At 44.3% G+C, this 22,652-nt stretch carries 17 protein-coding genes; 10 read left to right on the forward strand and 7 right to left on the reverse strand.

Annotated elements, in window-relative coordinates:
- Positions 1–66 precede the first annotated feature (66 nt).
- Positions 67–2,439, reverse strand: coding sequence for a fatty acid cis/trans isomerase (locus tag ACEN2L_RS05370; RefSeq protein WP_441742309.1), 2,373 nt, complete (start codon positions 2,437–2,439; stop codon positions 67–69).
- Between the two features lie 312 nt (positions 2,440–2,751).
- Between ACEN2L_RS05370 and ACEN2L_RS05375 the strand changes: the two genes are divergently transcribed.
- Entirely contained in the window at positions 2,752–3,267 is a 516-nt protein-coding gene (locus ACEN2L_RS05375; protein ID WP_306024106.1) for a hypothetical protein, read from the forward strand.
- 34 nt (positions 3,268–3,301) lie between these two features.
- Here the strand turns inward: ACEN2L_RS05375 and ACEN2L_RS05380 are convergent, their stop codons facing one another.
- Both ACEN2L_RS05380 and ACEN2L_RS05385 read right to left on the reverse strand, forming a co-directional pair.
- Positions 3,302–3,553 (reverse strand): YdcH family protein, encoded by a 252-nt coding sequence (locus ACEN2L_RS05380; protein ID WP_306024105.1) that lies wholly within the window; start codon positions 3,551–3,553, stop codon positions 3,302–3,304.
- A 281-nt stretch (positions 3,554–3,834) separates the two neighbouring features.
- Positions 3,835–4,128, reverse strand: coding sequence for a high-potential iron-sulfur protein (locus ACEN2L_RS05385; protein ID WP_306024104.1), 294 nt, complete (start codon positions 4,126–4,128; stop codon positions 3,835–3,837).
- Between the two features lie 439 nt (positions 4,129–4,567).
- On the opposite strand from ACEN2L_RS05385, the gene ACEN2L_RS05390 reads away from it, so the two are divergent.
- The 9 genes from ACEN2L_RS05390 (at position 4,568) to ACEN2L_RS05430 (ending at position 17,970) form a co-directional block, all read left to right on the forward strand.
- The gene (locus ACEN2L_RS05390; RefSeq protein WP_306024103.1) at positions 4,568–5,911 is read left to right on the forward strand and encodes a magnesium transporter; all 1,344 of its coding nucleotides are present in this window, start codon (positions 4,568–4,570) and stop codon (positions 5,909–5,911) included.
- Between the two features lie 344 nt (positions 5,912–6,255).
- Positions 6,256–7,884 (forward strand): TldD/PmbA family protein, encoded by a 1,629-nt coding sequence (locus ACEN2L_RS05395; protein WP_306024102.1) that lies wholly within the window; start codon positions 6,256–6,258, stop codon positions 7,882–7,884.
- Positions 7,885–7,921: 37 nt separating this feature from the next.
- Positions 7,922–9,265, forward strand: coding sequence for a TldD/PmbA family protein (locus ACEN2L_RS05400; protein ID WP_441742312.1), 1,344 nt, complete (start codon positions 7,922–7,924; stop codon positions 9,263–9,265).
- 58 nt (positions 9,266–9,323) lie between these two features.
- Positions 9,324–10,031 carry a DUF4159 domain-containing protein gene (locus ACEN2L_RS05405; protein ID WP_441742314.1) on the forward strand — a complete coding sequence of 236 codons (708 nt, stop codon included), beginning with the start codon at positions 9,324–9,326 and terminating at the stop codon, positions 10,029–10,031.
- A gap of 278 nt (positions 10,032–10,309) precedes the next feature.
- On the forward strand, positions 10,310–11,320 hold the full coding sequence (locus ACEN2L_RS05410) for an AAA family ATPase (protein WP_441742316.1): 1,011 nt from the start codon (positions 10,310–10,312) through the stop codon (positions 11,318–11,320).
- 10 nt (positions 11,321–11,330) lie between these two features.
- Positions 11,331–12,260 carry a DUF58 domain-containing protein gene (locus ACEN2L_RS05415; protein ID WP_441742318.1) on the forward strand — a complete coding sequence of 310 codons (930 nt, stop codon included), beginning with the start codon at positions 11,331–11,333 and terminating at the stop codon, positions 12,258–12,260.
- A gap of 39 nt (positions 12,261–12,299) precedes the next feature.
- Complete coding sequence (locus tag ACEN2L_RS05420; RefSeq protein ID WP_441742320.1) at positions 12,300–13,712, forward strand: BatA domain-containing protein; 1,413 nt, start codon at positions 12,300–12,302, stop codon at positions 13,710–13,712.
- The gene (locus ACEN2L_RS05425) at positions 13,709–15,991 is read left to right on the forward strand and encodes a hypothetical protein (protein ID WP_441742322.1); all 2,283 of its coding nucleotides are present in this window, start codon (positions 13,709–13,711) and stop codon (positions 15,989–15,991) included. Before ACEN2L_RS05420 ends, ACEN2L_RS05425 begins: the two co-directional genes overlap by 4 nt.
- A 77-nt stretch (positions 15,992–16,068) precedes the next feature.
- Positions 16,069–17,970: a hypothetical protein gene (locus ACEN2L_RS05430; RefSeq protein ID WP_441742324.1), complete on the forward strand. Its 1,902-nt coding sequence runs from the start codon at positions 16,069–16,071 to the stop codon at positions 17,968–17,970.
- 16 nt (positions 17,971–17,986) lie between these two features.
- Here the strand turns inward: ACEN2L_RS05430 and ACEN2L_RS05435 are convergent, their stop codons facing one another.
- From ACEN2L_RS05435 to nhaA, 4 genes are all read right to left on the reverse strand, one after another.
- On the reverse strand, positions 17,987–20,107 hold the full coding sequence (locus ACEN2L_RS05435) for an ATP-binding protein (protein ID WP_441742325.1): 2,121 nt from the start codon (positions 20,105–20,107) through the stop codon (positions 17,987–17,989).
- Positions 20,108–20,337: 230 nt separating this feature from the next.
- The gene (locus ACEN2L_RS05440; RefSeq protein WP_441742327.1) at positions 20,338–21,006 is read right to left on the reverse strand and encodes a Bax inhibitor-1/YccA family protein; all 669 of its coding nucleotides are present in this window, start codon (positions 21,004–21,006) and stop codon (positions 20,338–20,340) included.
- Positions 20,999–21,382 (reverse strand): HPF/RaiA family ribosome-associated protein, encoded by a 384-nt coding sequence (locus tag ACEN2L_RS05445; RefSeq protein WP_306019875.1) that lies wholly within the window; start codon positions 21,380–21,382, stop codon positions 20,999–21,001. The genes ACEN2L_RS05440 and ACEN2L_RS05445 overlap by 8 nt, the downstream gene beginning before the upstream one ends.
- 58 nt (positions 21,383–21,440) lie before the next feature.
- Complete coding sequence (nhaA, locus tag ACEN2L_RS05450; protein ID WP_441742329.1) at positions 21,441–22,622, reverse strand: Na+/H+ antiporter NhaA; 1,182 nt, start codon at positions 22,620–22,622, stop codon at positions 21,441–21,443.
- Positions 22,623–22,652 lie beyond the last annotated feature (30 nt).

Genomic DNA, 22,652 nt, shown 5'->3' on the forward strand with positions numbered 1-22,652 from the left:
AAATCGCACTTAAATGACTTAACATTGATTCTTAGTGTTGCGTGCTAATTCAGCAGTTTACACGACCTAACGGTTTTCTAAGCGGTTGTAATCTAACCAGCCTGCTTCGATAGGACTGTGTTGCCTGAACGCCGCATTAAACCGATCACTAAAACGCCAAAAATCAGCTTGCGTGCGCCTTACGCCAAATTGGTCTAGTAAAGCAGCATAGGCTTTTTCTGTTTTAACCCGAGTTGCCGCCGCGACTAAGGTGCTTAGCTCAGCCTCTTTAACCTGCCAAAACACATCGGGATAACTGCCCAATAAGCCATGCACTAAGGTCATGTTGTCATGTTGTTTGTCACGGTTATCTTCTTCATCAAACAGGCTGTTTACATTAAAATGTGCACTGTTGCGGATTAAGGTAAATATTTCATCTTGCTGACCTTCAGTTTCCACCATGATCATGGTGATTTCAGGAAAAATACTAGCCGATTGGCCCTTAATAGTGCCTAACTCAGCCAAGATATCCTGACTTTTCTGCTGCAACTCACTGTCTGCCAGTGCATAGCCTTGCGGTTGCACATTTTTCAAATATTGATGTAATTTTTCAAATAGCTCGGCCTTGGGCTTGTCTGAGGTAAAGTTGATACCTGAAGGCTGCTCAAATGAGAAAGCGTAGTCGTTCATAAAGTCTTGCAGTTCTTGACCGGATTTTTGATACCAAGAGCGCCCTTCAGTCCGGCGAGTTTCTAGCGGCAACAATGCCAAAAAGTTTGACTCGCCTTCCATACGTAAAAAGTCCATGTATAAGCGGGTTAACAGTTGATGGCCGTAATTGCCGTATACGTCAAAACCCGCCACCAGCAAATAATGGATACGCTCAAGTAGGGCATAATCGATTATCCACGCCGTTTTAGGAGGCTCACCCACAAGACCTTTAACGACCGTAGCGTTGTCAAAATGTCGAAACACCGTCAAACTTGCATTGGTATTTTCACCCTCGCCATCCCAAAGGCCGTCTAACTGCAGATGCTGCCCACCTTGCAATGTTTTGTTTAAAAAAGCATGACGAGCTTTTAGGTATTGCCCTTGCCGCTCGGCATACTCAATCCAATTAAGCGCAAAAGCAGTGCTTTCATGCTCTGCAGGCAATCGCAGATTGTCTTTTTGCGCCAGATAAAAGGCTTCTACATCGGGAGAATCCGCTAATTCTGGCTTTAAAAAATACACCCAAAAATGGTCGTTTATAACGTTTAAGGCCACCTGACCGCGACACACGGGCCCCTTGATATAGCCCATTATGGTGTTTTCAGCCCGCTCTAACATAAAGCGATAACGTGCATTGACAGGTAACTGTGTAAATGCAGTTAATGGATTGGCAGCCACTTCTGGCTCGTAGTTAGGTAATGACTCAACTTGATAGGCCGCGTCCACAAACCACCTTTGCCATTTGCTCATCAACTCCTCATGGATGGCATAAGGTTGATGGGTTTTATTGACGATGGTTGACCTAACTGGCAGTAAGCGGTAATACACTCGTTCAACTTGCGGATCGTCAAATGGACGCCGTGTTGCGATGACCTTAATCGGCGTGCCCGGCGCCGAGCTTGAACGCACCAAGTTGTAAAATTGTGCGTGCGAATTGGACTCTAGATGTTCACTAAAATACAAATGCGAGGTAAATAAGTGCTCGTATATATAACGCGAACTCAAACGCATTTTAAGATTGTCAGCGTTTAAAAACGCCTCAAGCTTATCGATTTCAAGCTGTTGCTCAGTTGAAACCGTAAAATCAGCTGGCATATTTGCGCCATTTTTTATCCAGTTGATTAATACATTATGTTCTTTTGCGTTTATGCCAGGTAAGCCATAGGGCATGCCAGCGAGGGGCTGATTATTTTCATACCGCTCAAACTCTTCGATAGTTGGACATTCTTGAGTGCGATTTAAACTGACATCAAATTGCTCGTTTAGTAACTTGCTGGCTGGCAAGGGATGGTGTTGTTTCAGCATTAACATGCGCGCTAACAACGAGGCTTGTGTATTGGCTTCAACACTTTGCTGGCGCTCATTCAGCACAGGAAAAAAACCTCGTTCGCGCCACTCCTGAGTCTCAATTGCATCAACAAACAAACGGTTTGGTTGCGCAGCAAGCAGGCGAGAACCTTGGTACACTTTGTCTTTATTGGCTCCACGCTCAATACCATGTGTCGACGTCATTTTAAGTTGGCAAGGCGCATCGTAGCAGGCATGGCACACCACGCACCGGCTCTCTATCACAGCGTTGACCTCGTCAAACTTCGTTTCTGGTAGTGGTTCGCTTAAATTAACCTCACGATTGCTTGGTTTGGCCTCACCGTATAAACGGTTTAAATCAAAACGCGCAATGGCTGCACAGCCAACACATAAGATGGCAACTACGATCACTAGATTGACCCAGCGAGGTTTGACTAACATGGCGACTCCGAACGGTATTAAGTAAAGTGTGTATGGCTACATCAGACGAAGCGATGCTCTGACATCAAACAAAAGGGGCTAGTGTAACGTGCCTTAATTCGACTCTCAATAAAACGTAACTAATTGATTAAGCTTATTATTAAAGGGATTCGTTGGATGGCTTCAAAAACGGGGGTAATCAAGACAAAAATGGCTAGTTTATCGCCTAATATCGACTTTTTGCTGCATAGCAATTACAGTAAACTTAGGCTGTGTTGAGCACAGAAATTGCGTTTATCTTCTTAACTGACTACCAATAACAGGTTGTGACTATTGTCTTCATTGCATCAGAGTGAGCATGAAAAAATTGAATTAGAGCATCAAGCCGCTAAGATTTTTATGCGCTGGTACGAACACGACACGGGTCATCATATTCGTCACTTATGGCATAATAAACCCAATAAACCTGATGTAAGTTGCCGATTAGACGGTGAACGCTTAGATTTAGAAATTGCCCATTTATATGGCAGTGAACAAGAGGCCATGCAAATTTTAGGGCGCGAATTAAGTGAGCTAACCCGAGCAGAGTTGCAACAATTAGAACAAAGCACTCTGCCCAATCAACGCCTGCTAAAAGCACTTAACCGTATCTTATTAAATAAATCTCACAAGCAATATAAAACCAAGAAAGTGTGGTTAGTGATCAGAAATGCTCACCCCGCGTGGGATACTGCGCAAATTGTTGCCTTACAGCCTTGTATTGATGTGCCCAGCACCCATCCATTTGAACAAATATGGTTAGTGGGTGACTGGCAAGGTAATAGCGGCATTGTGCGGCTTTACCCTTAGCGCAAACCATTATGGCTAAGGGCGAACAAAAAGCTTAAATAGCCGCTTCAGTACTCTTGATTAATTGATAAAGTTCATCTTTTAAAACCACTCGTTCACGTTTTTTGGCTTCTAACACCTCGTCAGATGGGGTTTCTATTCCTGTTTCCATTCTGTATATTTCTGTGGTCAACGCTTCGTAATGATCAAACAAACGCACAAAATGCTTGTCGTTCATTTTTAGATGGCGAATAGTGTGGTGATGTTCTGGAAACTCTTTTAGTAAATCATGTTTTTCAATGGTCATTCTCTTTCCTCAGGTCAGCTCGTTAAGGTCAGACTCACTATGACATGAGCATAAACTCCCATCTTTGATCTAAATCACATAGTCGGGCGATGAATCAGTATTGTTTTTGATATCGCTACAGAGTAGTAATTGAATCCTGATTTAACGCACACCTGATGGGGAGAAAACCTTGCCATGAGTAGCAATATCTAACTTAATCCGTACGAGAGAGAACCGAGTTTCAAGCTTGACTATGATGAAGGGGTTTACCTCCCCCTTCATAACTTATTGAGTTTTGATGATTAAGCTGGTTTTTTCATCCATGCTGCACACCATCCGTTGGCATTCACCAATTTGCCAGGGAAGATGTTACAACCACGCCACGCTTCGCCATCAGCGCCTTTTATTTGCATACAATTGGCACAAACAGCCCCTTCTACCGGGGTTTTATGCACGTATTTCAGGGCCTTAGCAGTCACATCGTCTTCACTTAATCTTTCTTCAGCAGCAACACGCAAACTGACACCGCCCAGCGTTACGCCGACCAAACCGCCCGCACTAAACTTTAAAAATTTACGTCTATTTATGTTTGACATATCAACACCTTTATCCTGCTTATAAACTGAAAAATGTCCAATGTATTAAACGCGCTGTTAATCCTTTTGGATCGATGATTTCGCCAGTAACCACAAAAATAATAAGGATTTTACAACGTGTGCTTTTATAAGCTGTGCCCAAAGGACTCAATATCTTTAGTCCAAATATTCTGCTAATATTTTGCTAAGTGTTTGATACAGCATTGGTATTCAACGCTGTGCTTATGTGTCAGGTTGCAACACGACGGGCCTACGTGTCGTTCACAACTCAATGTTCGCTGTTATTCCCCAAACCGTACCTTTGCATTTGCAGAAGTGGCCAGACAATCGCCTAGCCATATGCAGGCGGTAGCCCGTTTATTGGCACAGTATTGAGTACTTGAACGCCCAATAGCGTGCTGTACTTCGTCCAAGAATTATTATTTTAGGAGTAGTTATTATGGCAGACCCTTTGCCCGACTTGATTGAAGAAATCATCGCTGCGCCTGAAGAACCAAATGGGCTAAACCCAACGGTTACCGAATTAGTAGCGGCAAAAGATGAAGATGAACTTGCCTTATTACTCGAATCATTGCCCTTACAACAGCGTTTAGATGTATGGCAAAACATTGCTCAGCATAAAAAGCTCGACGTATTGCTTGCCATGCGTGGCGATCCTCGTGAAACCTTAATTAAAGCCACCGATGAACAAGATTGGGATGAGCTATTTTTTGATATTGAGGCTGAGGACTTATTAGAGTTAGCTGACTCCTTACCCAGTGGCTTAATGGATCGTGCTTTTGCCGCCATGGACAAGTTGCAAAAGCAATACTTTAACCAGGCTAACGAGTACGACGAAGAACAAATTGGTCGTTGGGCTATCCACGATCTTTTGATCTTGCCTGTCAATGCCAAGGTCAGAGATGCAAGTCGCTTGATGCGCCGTGAAATCAGCGATCATGTTGATACCATATTTTTAGTCAATCGCACCGGACAATTTTCTGAGGCAGTGAAGCTCACCAAATTATTTGGCTTACCCGAACATATCCCCTTGGTGGACTTAGCCGAAGAAACCTTTCATGTGCTGCAAGCCGACGATGATTGTCAAAAAGCCGCAGTAGAGGTGCAAAAATCCGGGTACGCCTCTCTCCCTGTGATCGACAGCAATGGCAAGCTGGTTGGGCGTTTAGATATCACTACCGCCAGTGAGCTAGTCAATGAGTTTTACGAGCGCCAAATGATGGCATCAGCGGGTATGGACGAAGATGAAGATTTGTTTTCACCCGTGCGCAAAAGTGCACAAAGCCGAGCCTTGTGGTTGGGTATTAACTTGCTTACCGCATTTTTAGCCAGTGCATTTATTGGTATGTTTGAAGCAACCCTGCAACAAGTGGTGGCCTTAGCCGTACTGATGCCTGTCGTAGCAAGTATGGGCGGTATTGCAGGTAGTCAAACCTTAACTCTCATTATTCGGGGTTTGGCCCTGAGGCAAGTGACTGCTGGTAACTTAAAAGCCCTCTTAGCCAAAGAGCTTAAAGTGGGTGGTTTAAATGGCGTTATTTGGGCCGTGGTCATTGGCGCTGTGGCCTTTGCTTGGTTTAATGACCCAACCCTAGGCGGCATTATTGCAGTGGCTATCTTGCTTAATATTTTGGCAGCGGCCTGTGCTGGAGTATTTGTGCCGGTGATCTTAGACAAATTAAAAATCGACCCTGCCCTTTCAGGCTCGGTTATTTTGACCACCATTACCGACATTGTTGGTTTTGTGGCCTTTTTAGGCTTAGGTACCTTATTTTTGATTTAGGCACGGTAAATGTTAGTTGGGTAAAGGGGTGGATCTAAAATCGCAATGAGCCCCTTTCCTATTGAAAAACAATAATTTAATGCACTTAACTCTGAGTACTTTTGAGGCAGTGCCTAAATATTTTCTTAAAAATTACCGCTAGCGAATAAACTCAAATAATTGTTGCTCTCTCAATCCTCTTACTGCCCAAGTTCAATCTATGAGCTTGGGGTACTTATCGCACAATTCCGACAGCTTATCTCTTGTGTATTTTTCAAGCGTTGCAATACGCTAAGAAAGTAGCGAGTATTCAGCGTGTCATAAAAAATACTATAAAAATACAATCTAGGCAGGGGAAAATTACAATGCAAAGACGAGATTTTATTAAGCTCGGCGGCTTAGGTGTGGGTGGCTTAATGCTTCCACTCTCAGGTATCGCAGTGTCTGCAGAACAATTGTTAGATAAGCCCATGGACGTGGCTTACAAAAAGAAGCTGGCTGATATTGCCTTAAATGCCGCAAAGGCAAAGGGCGCCACTTACGCCGATGCGCGTATTGGTCGTTACCTAAACCAATTTGTTACCACTAATGAAAATCGCGTTGATAACATTGTTAACAGAGAATCTGCCGGGATTGGTGTACGCGTGATTGCCAATGGCACATGGGGTTTTGCCTCTACGTCAAATATGACCCCAGACAGCGTAGCTAAAACGGCGGAACGTGCTGTAGCCGTTGCCATGGCTAACTCTAAGTTTCAAACCACTCCCGTGCAACTTGCACCAGTGAAAGGTGTTGGCGAAGTCAGTTGGCAAACCCCGATCACAAAGAACGCCATGGAAGTGCCAATTAAAGAGAAAGTAGATTTATTATTGGGGGTTAATGCCGCAGCTATGGAAAACGGCGCTAACTACATCACTTCTATCTTATTTGTAGTCAACGAGCAAAAGTATTTTGCTTCGACAGATGGCTCTTATATTGACCAAGATGTGCATCGTTTGTGGGCGCCTTTTTACGCTACCGCAATTGGTGAAAACGGCTTTAAACAACGCACAGGCCTCGGAAATCCAGTAGGTATGGGCTTTGAATACCTAGATGGCCTAGAAAAAGACAAGATCAAAATCACTGGCGCTAGCGTAGGCTATGGCAACTCCTATGACATGCTCGAAGACGCTAAAGCCGCGGGCCAACAGCTTAAAGCAAAATTAAAAGCCAAATCCGTTGAGCCGGGCAAATACGACTTAGTCCTTGATCCTGCCCATTTAATGTTAACAATTCACGAATCAGTTGGGCACCCTCTGGAGCTTGACCGAGTATTAGGATATGAAGCCAACTACGCTGGTACGAGCTTTGCCACTTTAGATAAGTGGAAGAGCGGTAATTTTCAGTATGGCTCTAATATCGTCAACTTATTTGCTGATAAAACCCAAGATTATTCATTAGGCAACGTGGCCTACGATGATGAAGGGGTTAAAACCAAACAATGGGATTTGATCAAAGACGGCATTTTAGTGAATTATCAAGCCACCCGTGACCAAGTTCACATGATCGACCAAAATGAATCACATGGCTGTTGCTATTCACAAAGCTGGCGCGACGTGCAGTTCCAACGCATGTCTAATGTGTCACTCAAACCCAATGAAAAAGACTTATCCGCTGAAGACGTGATCAAAGATGTCGAAAAAGGCATATACATCGCGGGTCGTGGTTCATTTTCAATCGACCAACAGCGTTATAACTTTCAGTTTGGCGGCCAATTATTTTACGAAATCAAAGACGGCAAGATTGTTGATCAAATTGAAGATGTGGCTTATCAATCCAATACCCAAGAATTTTGGAATAGCTGCACACAGTTAGCGGGTAAATCAGATTATCGCTTAGGCGGTTCGTTTTTCGATGGTAAGGGTCAACCTTCACAGGTTAGCGCCGTGTCACACGGTTGCCCTACCACACGATTTAATAATATTAACGTGATCAACACTGCACGTAATGTGTAATTGCTGCCGACGAAAACGAATATAGGACTTAGCTAAGATGACCATATTATCTGAACAAACAGCTAAAACGCTGTTAACCAAAGTAATCGCTTTTTCAAAAGCAGACGCTGTCGAATGTAACTTAGACGGTTCAGTGGGCGGCAACATTCGTTACGCGCGAAACACTGTGTCAACTGCAGGCGAGGAAAGTGACGTAACCCTCGCTGTTCAATCTACCTTTGGTAAGCGCATGGGTGTGGCAACCATCAATGAATTTGATGACGCCTCGCTCGAAAAAGTCGTACGCCGCTCGGAAGAACTGGCGAAACTGGCGCCCGAAAACGACGAAATGATGCCAAATTTTGGCAAACAAACGTACCTAGAATCTAAGACCTTTTTTGAGTCTACCTCTAAGGTCACACCAGAAGACCGAGCACAAGCCGCGCAAAACAGTATCGCGCCTTCGAAAAAAGACAAACTCGTTGCCGCAGGCTTTTTAGAAGAAAACACACGCTTTACTGCCATCATGAATAATAGTGGCTTGTTTGCGTACAATACCTCTACCAATGTCGACTTTTCAGTGACCATTCGTACTGAAGATGGCAAAGGCTCAGGCTGGGTTACACGGAATTATAGCGACGTAAAATTGCTAGATACCGCCAAAGCTTCAAGCATTGCGATTCACAAAGCCAAGTCATCTGTTGATGCCAAAGAAATGGAGCCGGGTAAATACACCGTTATATTGGAGCCTGCTGCCAGCAATACCTTAATCAGCAACATGATGCGAAGCTTTAATCAACGTGGCGCCGACGAAGGACGTAGCTTTTTAAGTTACAAACCTAAAGAAGGCGAAGATCTTGAAAAAGCCCCTAAAAATAAGCTCGGCATGAAAATGTTTGATGAAAGAGTGCATATTTACTCTGATCCTCAACACCCTATTGCACCGGTCGCGCCCTTTGGTAGCGATGGATTTCCACGTCAACGCATCGACTGGATTAAAGATGGTACTGTTGTCAACATGCCTAATAGCCCCTATTGGGCAAAAAAGACCGGCATGCCTTACATACCTAGCGGTGGCAATATCATCATGTCCGGTGGCAGCCAATCTTTGGAAGACATGATAAAAAGTACGCGCCGCGGCGTATTAGTAACGCGCTTGTGGTACATCCGTTCTTTGGATCCACAAACCCTGCTTTATACAGGCTTGACCCGTGACGGCACTTTTTACATTGAAAACGGTAAAATAAAATACCCAATTAAGAATTTCCGTTTTAATGAAAGTCCCATCGTGATGTTAAATAATATTGAAGCCTTAGGTGAGCCACAACGCATTGATGGCGACATGATCCCACCAATGAAGATCCGTGATTTTACCTTTAGCAGTTTGTCTGACGCGGTATAAACATCCTATGGCCCAGCTCATTAGAGTCTGGGCCTAGCCCTTAGAAGTTAACACTGTAATGCCTATAACACGACGTGAATTTATTCAGGCTTGTAGCGCCCTCTCCTCTGGTTTGTTATTTTCCAAGCTAAGTTGGGCACTGTCAAAACCTGAGTATGATTTTGTATTTACTCGCTTAAGTTATGAATCGGGTAACTGGGAAGTCGATGAACGAATGCCAGCCAACGTGCTTAACTCACTAATTGAGTACACCAGTCTGAGAGTCGACTTAACAGAAAGAGTGGTCCCCTTGGCAGATCCTGCCATGTTAGGTGCCCCCTTTTGTTATTTGGCGGGACATCGTTTAGTCCAATTTTCAAGTGAAGAAAAAGACAACTTTAAACGCTATGTGGAAAATGGCGGCTTTGTATTTGTTGACGATTGTAACCACGATATAGACGGCATGTTTGCCACGTCTTTTGAGCGGCAAATGGCCGAGTTGTTTGGTGATGAAGCCTTACAAAAAATACCCAATGATCACCCTCTTTACTCGTGTTTTTTTGAGTTTGATGGCCCTCCGCGTACTTCTATAGAATTAAACGGTTGGGGCGATGATTTAGTGCATAACTACTTAAAAGCCATTGAAGTTAATGGTCGTATCGCCGTGTTATACAGCAACAAAGATTTAGGTTGTGAATGGGATTATGATTTTCGCAATAAGCGCTTTTTACGAGTAGATAACACCAAATTTGCGGTTAATATCGTGATTTATGCAATGACAGCATAAAAGCAGCTACGAACTGCGCGCTACAGAAACAATTAAGACAGAGAGTTTATCTTTTTGTAGCAACTGCTTTAGCTGCGAAGCGTTTATTTGGAACAATCGATACACATCGATAATGACACAATGCCGATAAATTTAGCTTTTGCGGTTAATTTATTTGCCACCAAAGGAATTCCTACAAAGTCGATGATTTATATTTGTAGGAGCTGCTTTAGCTGCGAACATAAAGCTCGAAAGTCGTAGCTCGAAACTTAATAAGTGCGCACCAAGGAAAAATGAAAATGAGTGACCAAACAATAAGCGCCCAGCAAGTTAGCGAACTTCAACAAAAATTAAGCCTGGTACAAGATGAAGTCGGCAAAGTCATTGTAGGCCAACAAGATGTGGTTCAACAGGTATTAATGGGTATGTTGGCTGGCGGTCATTGCCTATTAGAAGGCGTACCAGGCTTGGCAAAAACCTTAATGGTGAGCTCCTTGGCACAGACCTTAGACCTTGACTTTACACGTGTGCAATTTACCCCTGATTTAATGCCTAGCGACATCATTGGTACCGAAATTTTAGAAACCGACCACGACAGTGGTAAACGCTTTTTTAAATTTCAACAAGGCCCTGTTTTCACCAATCTGTTGCTAGCTGATGAAATTAATCGTACACCACCTAAAACCCAAGCGGCTTTGCTTGAAGCCATGCAAGAAAAAAAGGTCAGTTACGCTGGTCACAGTTATGCCCTGCCAAAGCCCTTTTTCGTTTTAGCCACCCAAAACCCTGTAGAACAGTCAGGCACCTATCCGCTGCCTGAAGCACAGCTCGACCGCTTTTTACTGTTTATTCGTGTGGGTTACCCCAGTGCAGAAGAAGAAATAGAAATATTACGCCGCACCACCAGCAATGTTTCAACGCATATCAATGCAGTATTACAAGCCCAAGATATTATCGCCTTACAAAGCTTAGTGCGTGAAGTGGAAATGGCTGAGCCACTGCTTGACTATGTGAGCCGTGTAGTCAGAGCAACCCGCCCAGAAACCAGCGACGTTGCTGCCATTACTCAGTTTGTGCGCTGGGGAGCTGGCCCAAGAGCCGGACAAGCACTGACCCTTTGCGCCAAAGCGCGGGCTTTTTTACAGGGCCGTTTTGCGGTGACCGTAGACGACATAAAAGCGGTGGCACACAGCGTATTGCGCCATCGCATCTTACTCAATTTTCAAGCTGAAGCCGATAATATGCAAAGCGATCAGGTTATTGATAACTTATTGCAAGCTCTTAGTTTACCCGTTAGCCCTTTGGTGTAAATGACAACCCATGGCTAATACCACTTCGCAGTCTCTTAACTTGCTCAACCCGAGTGCATTAGCGCGGATTAAAGACTTACCTTTATTGGCGAAATGCCTCGCTCAGGGCTTTTTGCAGGGCGTGCAACACAGTATTCAAAAGGGTACAGGGGTAGAGTTCAGTCAATATCGTAGTTATGAGCCAGGCGATGCGTTAAGCAAAATAGATTGGAAATTGTATGCACGCTCCGATAAATATTTTGTGCGAGAAGCGCAGCGTGAGAGCAATATCAATGTATGGCTGGTGATTGATAGCAGCAATTCTATGTTGCAACAGTCCGTGCATAGTCAACCTGATGACCCACGCTCTTGGCATAAACTTGATTATGCTCGTACTCTGTTGGCCACCCTGTCCTACTTGGCTCAGCAACAAGGCGACGCCATTGGTTTGTTGAATTTATCGCAAGACAATCCGCAGTTTTTACCGGCCCACAATGGGGCACAGCATTGGCGCAAGGTCTTACTTGCGCTGGCGCGAATAAAAGCGGGGGGCACCTTTCCTGCGGCCCAAACCTTGCTCAAACCTTTAGCCAGATTACAAGACAATGCCTTAGTCATTGTTGTTAGTGACTTTTATCAACATAACCAAGATATTTTAGCCTTTATGCGCAAGTTAAATGGCAGTAAAACCGAGGTGATGGCGATACAGCTAGAGTCAGATGACGAGGTACTTTTTCCCTATGAAGGGCTGATTCGATTTGAAGATTTAGAAAGTCATCAAAGCCGCTTATTGTGGGCAAAAGATGCAAAACGTGACTACTTAGCTGCCCGTGCTGAGTTTAACCACGTTCTAGCATCACAGCTCAATCAAGCCCAGATTGGCCATACAATAGCCAATATTGATAAACCTTTGGATGCAACCTTGCATCAAATTTTAAGCTTAAGGCGGCGACTTCGATGAGCCTAATGCTAAACGTCGTCTTTGAGATAGCGAGCCCTTATGTTTGATTGGCTCAGTCAACCAGGCTGGTTGCAACTGGCTAATCCCTGGTATTTGCTGACGGCACTGGCGACGTTAATCCCTATAATTATTCACTTGTTTAATCGATATCGGGCGCGTTTGATTTATTTTGCTCCGGTCACCTTGCTGCCCCAACAAAAAAACCAACTGCGTCGCCAACTTACATTACACCAGCGAATATTGTTGTTACTTCGAGTGCTGATATGCCTGCTTCTTGCGTTTTTTTTGGCTGCCCCAAAACTCAACCATAATAGAGAAGACAAGGGCCTCATACTGGTGAGTCAAGATTGGTTACAAGCCAGCTCTATAGAAGAAAGGCAAGCACTTGCGAGTCAGGCTCAACACAAAAAAGTCGCGCTGCTTGATAGCCCGGCGAGAATAGACTTACAACAAACTTTAGACAGCACACAAATTCTCAATGGCCCAGTAGCCAGCCCTGTGGCCCCAGTGAATATCTGGGCTAAGATGAGTAGTTACAGCAGCCAGCTTGCAGCGCATGAGTCTTTGACTGTGTACGTGACTAATCGAGCTGCGCAGTTTAGTGGCCCAAGCGTACCGATAGCCCAAGCCATTGAGTGGCATGTCAAAGATCTCAGTGCCATCTCCAAGGCCATTGACAAACCACACGTCACTATCGCTGTGTACTTTGAAGCACAAACCGCACATAGTCAGCGCTATTTGGTTGGCGCCATTAATGCATTGAAAAAGCAAGACCGCCCTGATGTGACACTCGACGTCAGAGCCATTGCAAATTTAGCCTCGCAAGGGGGCCCCGTCAGCGCGACCCCATCAGAAACGCTGCCATCAGAGGATGCCCCCCAGCAGGCCCAAGTGATATTTTGGTTAAGCGACAGTCCTGTGCCAGATAGGCTGCTCAAGCAAATTAACGACTCACGTCGCCTTATCTTACAAGCCCCAGGTGATGGTAACGCAGCCTTGTGGCAAAGTGACTTAGGGCTTGGGTTGTCAGGCGCCCGTTTAGCGATAGTCCCCCATATCAGTTTTCCTGAAACTCGAGCAAAACATCGCTGGCATACCACAGCATCGCAGCCTTTACTCAGTGAGTCGGAACAGCAAGCTGGCAGCATCGTGCAGTTTTATAGCCGCTTTGAACCCCGGTGGAGCAATGCCCTTGAATCAGTCACCTTGCCCCTATTGCTAGCTGAAATGATGTTTCCTAGCGCCGACAACACTGTTGAATTTTATTCTGCTGAATATATTCAAGCCTTAGGTCAGAGTCAGAATACCGCAGGTGCTTTAGACCTGAGATCCGAACAAAAGGCCGCTCGGAGCGATTCAGATCTTACGTGGTTAATCTGGTTGATTTGTTTGCTGTTTTTAGCCGAAAGACTACTGAGTGAAAAACAGTCTACATCGAGCAGCACGCAATGAGTGAGCAGCAAACCCACATTGACCAAGCACTAGCAAAAATTGTAAAGCAATACAAAGCGGTTCGCTTGCTGCGCGCGCTATTAAGCCTTTTACCCTTGCTGTTATTACTGTTAGCCTTTGGTAGCTATTATCTTAATTTACCTGCCCTGATGCTTAGTTTCATCAGCCTAGTACTGCTGATTTCTAGGCTCTTGCTGACCAGCAAATCACCCGCTTTTCAAGCCATCACCCCGGCTAATCTGCTATTGCATTACAATCGCCACTATCCCGAACTACAAGAAAGCGCTCAGTTGGTGCTACAAACACCAGCCCAGCTCAATGTGTTACAAAGCATGCAACGAGATAAAATTATGCCTCGTGTAGCTGCGCTATTATCACAGCAGCGCTTTTTGTGGCATTCTTTGCATTTAAACAAATATATCAGCCTCAGTATTATGAGTTTGTTGATCATTTTAGCTGGTATAAATTTATCGCTACAAAGCGATAATTCAGCATCCCCGCAGCAGGTAAGCGCAGAGGCAAAGCAGGTGCTACCCCCAACACTGGCTTCTATCCAAGTACAGATTACGCCGCCGCCCTACACTCAACTTGCTAGTGAAACAGGCTCTAAACTAAGCCTGCAAGTAGTAGCGGGTGCAAAGGTTGAATGGCTATTGCAATTTGAAGAACAAAACACGAGCAATGTTTACCTATTACAACTCAGTGATGGCCAACAAATTGAATTTGAATATCTCTCGAATCACACATACCGAGCTGACGCTATATTCACTCAATCCACTGTCTATTCTATCATTGGCCCTGAGGGGCAAATAGGTGAACTCAATACCGTGGCGGTGACTGCCGACCTTGCGCCCATTATTCGTTTTATCAAACCCGTCCTCACCACCACAGAATTTGCAAAAGACACTTCACCAGTACTTGATGTTGAGGTGGTGGTGAACGACGATTATGCTATTACTGCCGTTGATATAGTGGCATCTATTGCCAAAGGCTCTGGCGAGGCGGTTAAGTTTCGCGACCAGCAGTTTCATTTTGATCAGCAACAACTTATCGAAGGCAAGTCTCATTACTTTAAAAAATGGACATTGAGCGAACTTGATATGGCGCCTGGTGATGAAATGTACTTCACCATTATTGCCACAGATAATCGGCAACCTCAGCCCCAGCAAACTCGCTCACCAAGCAAGATAGTGCGCTGGTTAGAAGAAGAGCAAAATGAATTAGCCAGCGAAGGTCTGTTGCAAAGTGTGCTCCCAGCCTATTTCAAAAGTCAGCGGCAAATTATTATTGAAACCGAGCAGTTAATCGCTGAAAAGCCCCTACTTAGCGACGACCAATTTAAACAAACGTCTCAATCCTTAGGCCAAGCACAAAGCGACTTGAAACAGAAATACGGCGAATTTTTAGGTGATGAATTTGAAGGTGCTACTCTACACAGCATGGAATCAGGCCCCGTTATTGAGCATGCTCATGAAGACGAGCAAGACCACGATGACGCAGATAAGCATGATGAACAAGCAAACAAACCCGAGCAACATGCGCACGGGCATGAAGAAGCGTCATCAGAGACCAATAACCAAGATGCCTACGGTCAATTGATCGCCCAATACGGTCATAACCATGGCGAAGCTGATTTAGGGTATATTGGTAAACCTGAACAACCCAGCCCTGTAGCCTTAATGAAACGGTCAATTGCCAATATGTGGGACGCCGAACGCCACTTATTACAAGCGGCACCAGAGCTGGCCCTACCTTTTGAAAAAGAAGCCTTACGCTATTTAAATAGAGCGAAACAAGCCGAACGTATTTACGTCAAACGTTTGGGATTTGAACCGCCTCCAGTGAGTGAAGCTCGCCGTTATCAAGGCAAGCTAAACGATATCGTCGCTCGCTCTCAGAACAAGGACCTTGCCACGCTTATTCAAACTAACACCTTGATTGAAGATGCACTTAGAGCGCTTAACACTTGGTTATTCAGCGCCGATACTGCAACACAATTAACTCTTAATTCAGAGCAATTTACTTCATTAAAACAGCTTTTTTTGGATGAGGCCTCTCAGAATACTGATGCCATTAGTTTTGTCGCCACACTGGAGCAGCTCCAGCTCAATGCCGACAAACTTAAATTGCAATGCCGTCGTTGTATTGTTGCGTTAAGCCAACAGCTTTGGCAACGTTTACCAGCACCTGTAGCTAGTCCAAGCACACTGAAAAAAGCGTACTTAAATAGCAATTCTGCGGTAAGCAACTATCAGAAGTTTTTACAGCAGGAGCCCTAAAGGTGTTTGCAGCATTGAGCCTTAATAGCCAAACTTTCACCACCAGCTTAACGGTAATTAGCGTGTTAAGCATAGCAATGCTAGTAAGCATATACTTTAGCTACAAGCGTTTAAAATCAAAGAAAGCAATTTACAAATTTACCATTATGGGGCTAAACGTGATTGCTGCCGTCGCCCTTATGCTGCTACTTACTGAAGTGCAAATAAGCCAGCAAAAATTGTCAAAAGCGTGGCTGCTGACCGCTGGTCACTTGTCTGAAGTGAATCGAAAAACGATTCAAGATGCACAGGGTGAAGATCCCGCTTATGTATTGCAAGGCGAGCGTTTAACACCTGCAATCGATAGCTCAAACATGCGCCAACTCAGTCATCTTTCACAGCTGGCTGATTGGCAACCTAGGCTTCAACAACTCACCGTGGTAGGTGATGGCTTGAGCGCTGAACAATGGCAATCATTGGTAGCACAGTTCCCTGAGTTACTTATTGAGTATGTGCCATCTGAACCGATTTCTGGTTTACTCAATATGTCGTGGCCTCGCCATCCACAGCTTGGCGCACCTATTACTATCAGCGGACAACTCTTTATCGCAGATAAGCAAGATGCGCAGTCAACGTGGTACAAACTCTCCTTATTGGATCCCACTCAACAAACACTGCAAAGTCACACTTTGCGTAACGGTGACGATTTCGAATTTACGTTGCCCGCTCAATTAGCAGGTAATTGGCATTACGAAGTACAGGTATATAAAAGCGCCGAGCAAAATGTCGATGACAGTCCAATGATATCAGAAACAATTGCATTGTCGGTTGAGTCTCCTCAACCCTTTAACTTACTCATTTACCAATCGGCCCCCTCTTTTGAAACACGCAATGTCAAAGATTGGGCAACTGCATTCAACGCAGCGGTTAGTGTGGTAAGCCAAATCAGCAAAACCAAGCACTTGGTACAACATTATAACTATGCTGACAAACCTTCTGCGACCTTCAACCTCAACAATAAAACCTTGAGTAGCTTTGATTTAATGTTAATGGATGGGCGTGCATACAATGCTCTTGAGTCAGACCAGAAAAAAACACTTCACAGTGCGGTTGAACAGGGTTTAGGTTTACTGATTTTAGCTGATGCTAGCGTCGTGCAAAGCACTGCGCAGCCTAATGATGAATTACTCAGTCGCTTTAGCCTCAGTGCAATCTCGCCTGTGCAAAAAAATGAGGTTTTCGTAAAGTGGGCAGAGCAACAACCTTCAAAGGCCCTCGACGTACAACCGTTCATCCTCGAAACTGACCAAGGGCAAACATGGGTTACAACAACACAGGGGCAAGCCTTAGTCAGCTCTGTTGCCATAGGTAAAGGTTATGTAGCCCTGAGTTTGATAAACAGTAGTTATCAATGGCAATTATCGGGCGCCAGTGAGCACTATTCGCAGTTTTGGCAATACTTAAGTGCTCAACTTGCGACCACCTCAGGCTTAGGATACTGGTTAGAGCAAGCAAGGGATAGCTTACCCATTGTCCAGCAACGCATGTCTCTGTGCGCCTTAACAACAGCAAAGACCCCCTTTGTGAAGCAAACATCGCAGCTAGCTTCTTTGCATGGAATACAACGACAAACATTTCCACTGGCGCGTGCCCCCTTCCAGACAGAAAAATACTGTGGGCAAATTTGGCCTGACACCTCAACTTGGCTAAGGTTTTCACTTTATGATGGTGCGCCGCAACCAGCGACTGAGCAAGACGCTCAAACCGCCCCCGTAATTGATGAACAATATCTCTATGTCTATCAAGCTGATGATTGGCAAGCCTGGCAACAGCAACGCAAACAAAGAGCGAGTTTATACCAAGCTAAACGCAGTCAGGCACTGACTGCGCCAAGGCCCACAGAACAAAGTGAAGCCTTGAATAAACGTTGGAGCTTGTTGGTATTTTTACTGGCCTGCACTGCCCTATGGATTGAACGCAAACAGTTTGTTAGTTCATAAGTGATACGATTAGGTATTAATGTAACTGCTGATGGATTTGCCCCAGTAACGAATCGAAATTGAACGGTTTGGTTACATGGGCGTTAAAACCCAGGGTTTTATATAACTCGATTTCGTGCTTCATGGCATTGGCAGTTAAGGCGATTATTGGCAATGACTGGTATTTATCCATCGCCCGAATAGTGCGAATGGCGGAACAACCATCCATAACCGGCATTTGAATATCCATCAACACCAAATCAAATACGCCTAGTGCCAATGTATCTATGGCAATCTGGCCATTTTCAGCACACATCACTTCTGCACCCACCTTTCCAAGTAGCTCTTCAACAATGACGCGATTTATTTCATTGTCTTCTACCACCAAGATCCGTTTGCCAGCCAAATCGGCTTTTTTAACAGGTTGATGCACAGATCCGGGTGCAGTGACCACTGGCAAGTCCAACGTAACGGTAAAACAACTGCCTTTGTTGGGTTCGCTGGTTACCGATATGCTGCCAGACATCATGTCTACTATGCCCTTAACAATGGACAAGCCCAGACCTGTACCACCAAACTTGCGACTAATCGAACTATCTACCTGAGTAAATTTTCTAAACAATATGGCAAGAGCGTCTTGATTTAAGCCAATACCGCTGTCAGTAATTTTAAGGCTCAGCTTCCCGTTAAGGCCCTCTTGAACAAGTCGACATGCTAAGGTCACCTCGCCGTGTTCAGTGAACTTAATACTGTTCGAACACAAGTTAATCAAGATCTGCATTAAACGGGTTGGATCTCCCGCAAGCCAGATAGACTGAGGACCATGATACTGGACACTAAAGCGGATATTTTTAGTTTGTGCAATATAGTGAAACTGCTCGTTCACATTGGCTAATATGGCTTTGATATTGAAGGGAATAACTTCTAAGTCCATTTGGTTGGCTTCAATCTTAGAGATATCGAGGATGTCGTTAATGATCTGCAAGAGTAGATTGGCCGACAACTTAGCCTTGCTCAGATAATCTGTCTGTGTCCCATCAAGTTTGGTTTGGAGGCTTAATTCGATAAGGCCTAATATACCGTTAAGAGGGGTACGAATCTCGTGTGACATATTTGCTAAGAACAGCGACTTAGCTAAACTGGCTTGATCAGCAAGCTGCTTTGCATCCCTAAGCTCTTGCTCCATTAATGTTCGTTCTGTTACATCATGATAGGCACTTAAAATTCCCAATAATTCGCCATTGTTTGTCACTAACTGCTTACGAGTCGCAGCGAGAAAGACGGTATTGCCCTCTTTATCTTTGTGTCTTTCTTTGCTGTTCTCTGTATTTTGTCCATTAATCAAAACCTTTTGATCTAATGGTGCAAACTGATCAACCAAGGCTTTTGGGAAAATCTCCGCATCGTTTTTGCCCAATATTTTCGATAAATCTCGTATTTTAGCGTCATCTAAAAATCGTTGATTAGCGCCTAAGTAGCGAAGCTCAGTGTCTTTCCACAATACGCCGTAAGGCAACGAATTAACCACGGCTTCTAAAATACTTTCTGAGGTGACTAACTGTTTAGTTTGAGAACGAATAATGTTGGCTTGCGAACTTAAAAAGCCTCTGAGATAAGCAGAAAAGCGCTTAATCAATAACAAACTGATAGTCACAATAAAACTGAATGTGATTGCACTGTTTAACCATGCTGCAGGCGAAAGCAAAAAAGGACCGACGTCAATATTAAAATTCAACTGCCCTTTTAGGGCTAAAACAAACCCTGCCAATTTCAGCAGGCAGGCAACAATAGCAAATGCGACGGCTAACTTCATATTCACCAATAAACTGGCAAAAATACAGGCGCCAAGCAATAAAATAGTGCCTTCCCCCGCTAGACCGAAAGACACCAAACCAACAAGCCCTGCAACAAAAAAGGCACTGCATATGGTGTAAGCACGTATGGACAAAGAAATATGTTTTCTAAACAAAAATAACAAAGTGACCAATAAAGACAATATGACATGAGCCGCCATTACGGGCTGAAACCCAATTTGTTGATAACGTGACAAAGACGCCAGTAAGGCAAAAATGGTTAAAACGGAGGTACTGGCGATAACAATATTGGTTAGACCATTTCTGATATCGCTTTGCGATAATTTTACTTTAGTTTGTTGCATCTCAACTACTGACGTAAACGTTGATACTGAAAAGTAACACCATATTTGTAAAAGCGATAGTACGACCAGTGTTCACTGAACAGTTAGGCAGACAAACAATAAACCCACTACTGAGTGGGTTTATTGAATATTAATGCACATGGGGGAAAATAGCTTATCCACTTTTAATGTGTCAAGACGAGCGAGATACTTCAGAATTGACAGCATTCGCCTTGTCGTGAAAAGCATCCTTACTCTGAGTCACCACTGGCGCCAAGTAGATGCAATAAGCTAGTAAACAAATTAAAAATAGCCACAAAAAGACTCACCGTAGCCATAATATAATTGGTTTCTCCGCCTTTTATTATGTTGTTGGTTTCATACAAGATTAAGCCAGACATCAGCAGCACAAACATCGCTGAAACCGCCAATGATAAAGCGCTTGATTCCATAAAGAAGGCAGTGAGGCCCAATACAAAACCAACGATGATGCCAACCACCAAAAAGCTACGTAAAAAGGAAAAGTCTCGCTTACTAAAGACGGCATAAGCTGATAGACCAACAAACACCACAGCTGTTGTTACCGCTGCTTTAATCACTACAGTAGGCGCCCCAGCCCAATAAGCGCTTAATAATGGTCCTAACGTAAGCCCCATAAATCCTGTCAACGCAAAGACACTAAGGAGACCAGCGGCAGAGTTTTGGGTTTTATGGGTCAAAAACAACAGGCCGAAATACCCACCCAATGTAAGTAATAGGCCCAGTGGTGGCATATTCAAAACTACCGCCAAACTCGCCGTAAGACCACTAAACAATAAGGTCATTGCTAACAAAGCGTAAGTATTACGCAGCACCTTGTTGACGCTGCCTACCTCCACTCTACCAGTAGCAGTGTGAGAAAATTGCATTTGACTAGACATATGACACTCCAGATTGATCTAAAATTAAACTTAATTCGCCATGAGATAATTGCCGCACAGAGACATGCTCGACTTTGCGCAGTTTGTTGTAACGCCGTCTAAGAGTGCGCTTAGCTACACTTAGCGCTCTTGCTAAAGCCTTGTGCAAATTGGCTTGTTTAGCAACCACATTGACCGTCGGTAAACCAAACAAAACAAGTTGCACACGACACTGCTTATCTTCACCTCCTTTAGGGCCGTTTACATCACTGAAAATGACGCTAACCTTCCGGATTTTTTGCTGAGTTCGCTCGAAAATAGCAGTAACTCTTTGGTTAAATTCTTCCTTCAATTGCTCACTGATATTTAGATTTTGTGCCTGAATATTTAATTGCATAACAACACCCTCTTTCAGTTAAAAAACAAAGTTTCTAGAAATCGTTCTATATTGCAGCTTACTGCTCCTGCTTTTTGCGGGCCAATGATATGATCACAGCACCAAAACACGCTGAGAGTAAGGACGCACTCAACACCCCTATTTTGACACTATCGAGATATTCAGAGCTGTAGCCCTCAAAAGCCAAAGAGCCTACAAACAAACTCATGGTAAAACCGATACCGCACAAGATAGACACCGCATACACCTGCAACCACGTAACGCCCGCGGGCAATTTAGCCACACCGAGTTTTACGGCTAACCAACAGGCGCCGAAAATACCCAACTGCTTACCCACAAATAGACCTGCGATGATGCCGATGACCACTGGCAGTAAAATAACGTCTGCATCAATAAACCTCACCCCTGCGTTAGCAAAGGCAAACACGGGTAAAATTAAAAAGGCCACCCAGGTATGCAAACCCTCTTCTAATTTTAGCAACATAGAGCTTGAGCTTTGAGTTGAGCCATCAAAAGTGGGCTTCAAAGGAATAAACCACGCAATAGCGAAACCAGCTAAGGTAGCGTGCACTCCAGACTTTAAGACTGCCGCCCACACGACAACACCCACTACTAAATAAGCGGCAGGTTTTGCAACATTGAAACGATTTAATAAAAACAGAATACATAGGCCCGCTAAACCAACACTTAGAGAGAGCAATGACATATCAGCTGAGTAGAAAAGCGCAATAATAATGATGGCGCCGATATCATCAAAAATGGCTACCGATAGAAGGAATAATTTAAGGGTAATAGGTAAGGCTCGACCAAATAAGCTAAAAACACCTAAGGCAAAAGCAATGTCAGTGGCCGCAGGCACTGCCCAACCTTTAAAGGTAACCGCGTCGTGATAGTTAAACGCGGCATAAAATAAAGCGGGCACCATAATACCTGCAATTGCGGCGATGGCGGGCAAGGCAACTTTTTGTGGCGAACTTAAGTGGCCGTCAAGCACTTCTCGCTTGACTTCCAAACCAATTAAAAAGAAAAAGATGGCCATTAAGCCGTCATTGATCCACAACAGCATGGGTTTATCGATACAAAATGCACCAATACTAATGGTGACTGGCATGTCAAATACCATCTGGTATAAGCCAAAGGCAGGGCTGTTTGCAATAATGAGCGCAAACAAAGCCGCCGCGACAAGAATAACCCCACCAGCGGCTTCATGTTTAAACAATGCCGTAATCGAATGCCCCATAAAACCTAACTCCTGTGAAGCGCAATATAA

Source organism: Flavobacterium sp. W21_SRS_FM6, assembly GCF_052119645.1.
In the GTDB taxonomy this organism is placed as follows: Bacteria; Pseudomonadota; Gammaproteobacteria; order Enterobacterales; family Alteromonadaceae; genus Paraglaciecola.

Coding starts and splice junctions, on each gene's coding strand:
- ACEN2L_RS05370 (WP_441742309.1), bottom strand. CDS start 2,439: ATGTTAGTCAAACCTCGCTGGGTCAATCTAGTGATCGTAGTTGCCATC.
- ACEN2L_RS05380 (WP_306024105.1), bottom strand. CDS start 3,553: ATGACCATTGAAAAACATGATTTACTAAAAGAGTTTCCAGAACATCAC.
- ACEN2L_RS05385 (WP_306024104.1), bottom strand. CDS start 4,128: ATGTCAAACATAAATAGACGTAAATTTTTAAAGTTTAGTGCGGGCGGT.
- ACEN2L_RS05390 (WP_306024103.1), top strand. CDS start 4,568: ATGGCAGACCCTTTGCCCGACTTGATTGAAGAAATCATCGCTGCGCCT.
- ACEN2L_RS05395 (WP_306024102.1), top strand. CDS start 6,256: ATGCAAAGACGAGATTTTATTAAGCTCGGCGGCTTAGGTGTGGGTGGC.
- ACEN2L_RS05400 (WP_441742312.1), top strand. CDS start 7,922: ATGACCATATTATCTGAACAAACAGCTAAAACGCTGTTAACCAAAGTA.
- ACEN2L_RS05405 (WP_441742314.1), top strand. CDS start 9,324: ATGCCTATAACACGACGTGAATTTATTCAGGCTTGTAGCGCCCTCTCC.
- ACEN2L_RS05410 (WP_441742316.1), top strand. CDS start 10,310: ATGAGTGACCAAACAATAAGCGCCCAGCAAGTTAGCGAACTTCAACAA.
- ACEN2L_RS05415 (WP_441742318.1), top strand. CDS start 11,331: ATGGCTAATACCACTTCGCAGTCTCTTAACTTGCTCAACCCGAGTGCA.
- ACEN2L_RS05420 (WP_441742320.1), top strand. CDS start 12,300: ATGTTTGATTGGCTCAGTCAACCAGGCTGGTTGCAACTGGCTAATCCC.
- ACEN2L_RS05425 (WP_441742322.1), top strand. CDS start 13,709: ATGAGTGAGCAGCAAACCCACATTGACCAAGCACTAGCAAAAATTGTA.
- ACEN2L_RS05430 (WP_441742324.1), top strand. CDS start 16,069: ATGCTAGTAAGCATATACTTTAGCTACAAGCGTTTAAAATCAAAGAAA.
- ACEN2L_RS05435 (WP_441742325.1), bottom strand. CDS start 20,107: ATGCAACAAACTAAAGTAAAATTATCGCAAAGCGATATCAGAAATGGT.
- ACEN2L_RS05440 (WP_441742327.1), bottom strand. CDS start 21,006: ATGTCTAGTCAAATGCAATTTTCTCACACTGCTACTGGTAGAGTGGAG.
- ACEN2L_RS05445 (WP_306019875.1), bottom strand. CDS start 21,382: ATGCAATTAAATATTCAGGCACAAAATCTAAATATCAGTGAGCAATTG.
- nhaA (WP_441742329.1), bottom strand. CDS start 22,622: ATGGGGCATTCGATTACGGCATTGTTTAAACATGAAGCCGCTGGTGGG.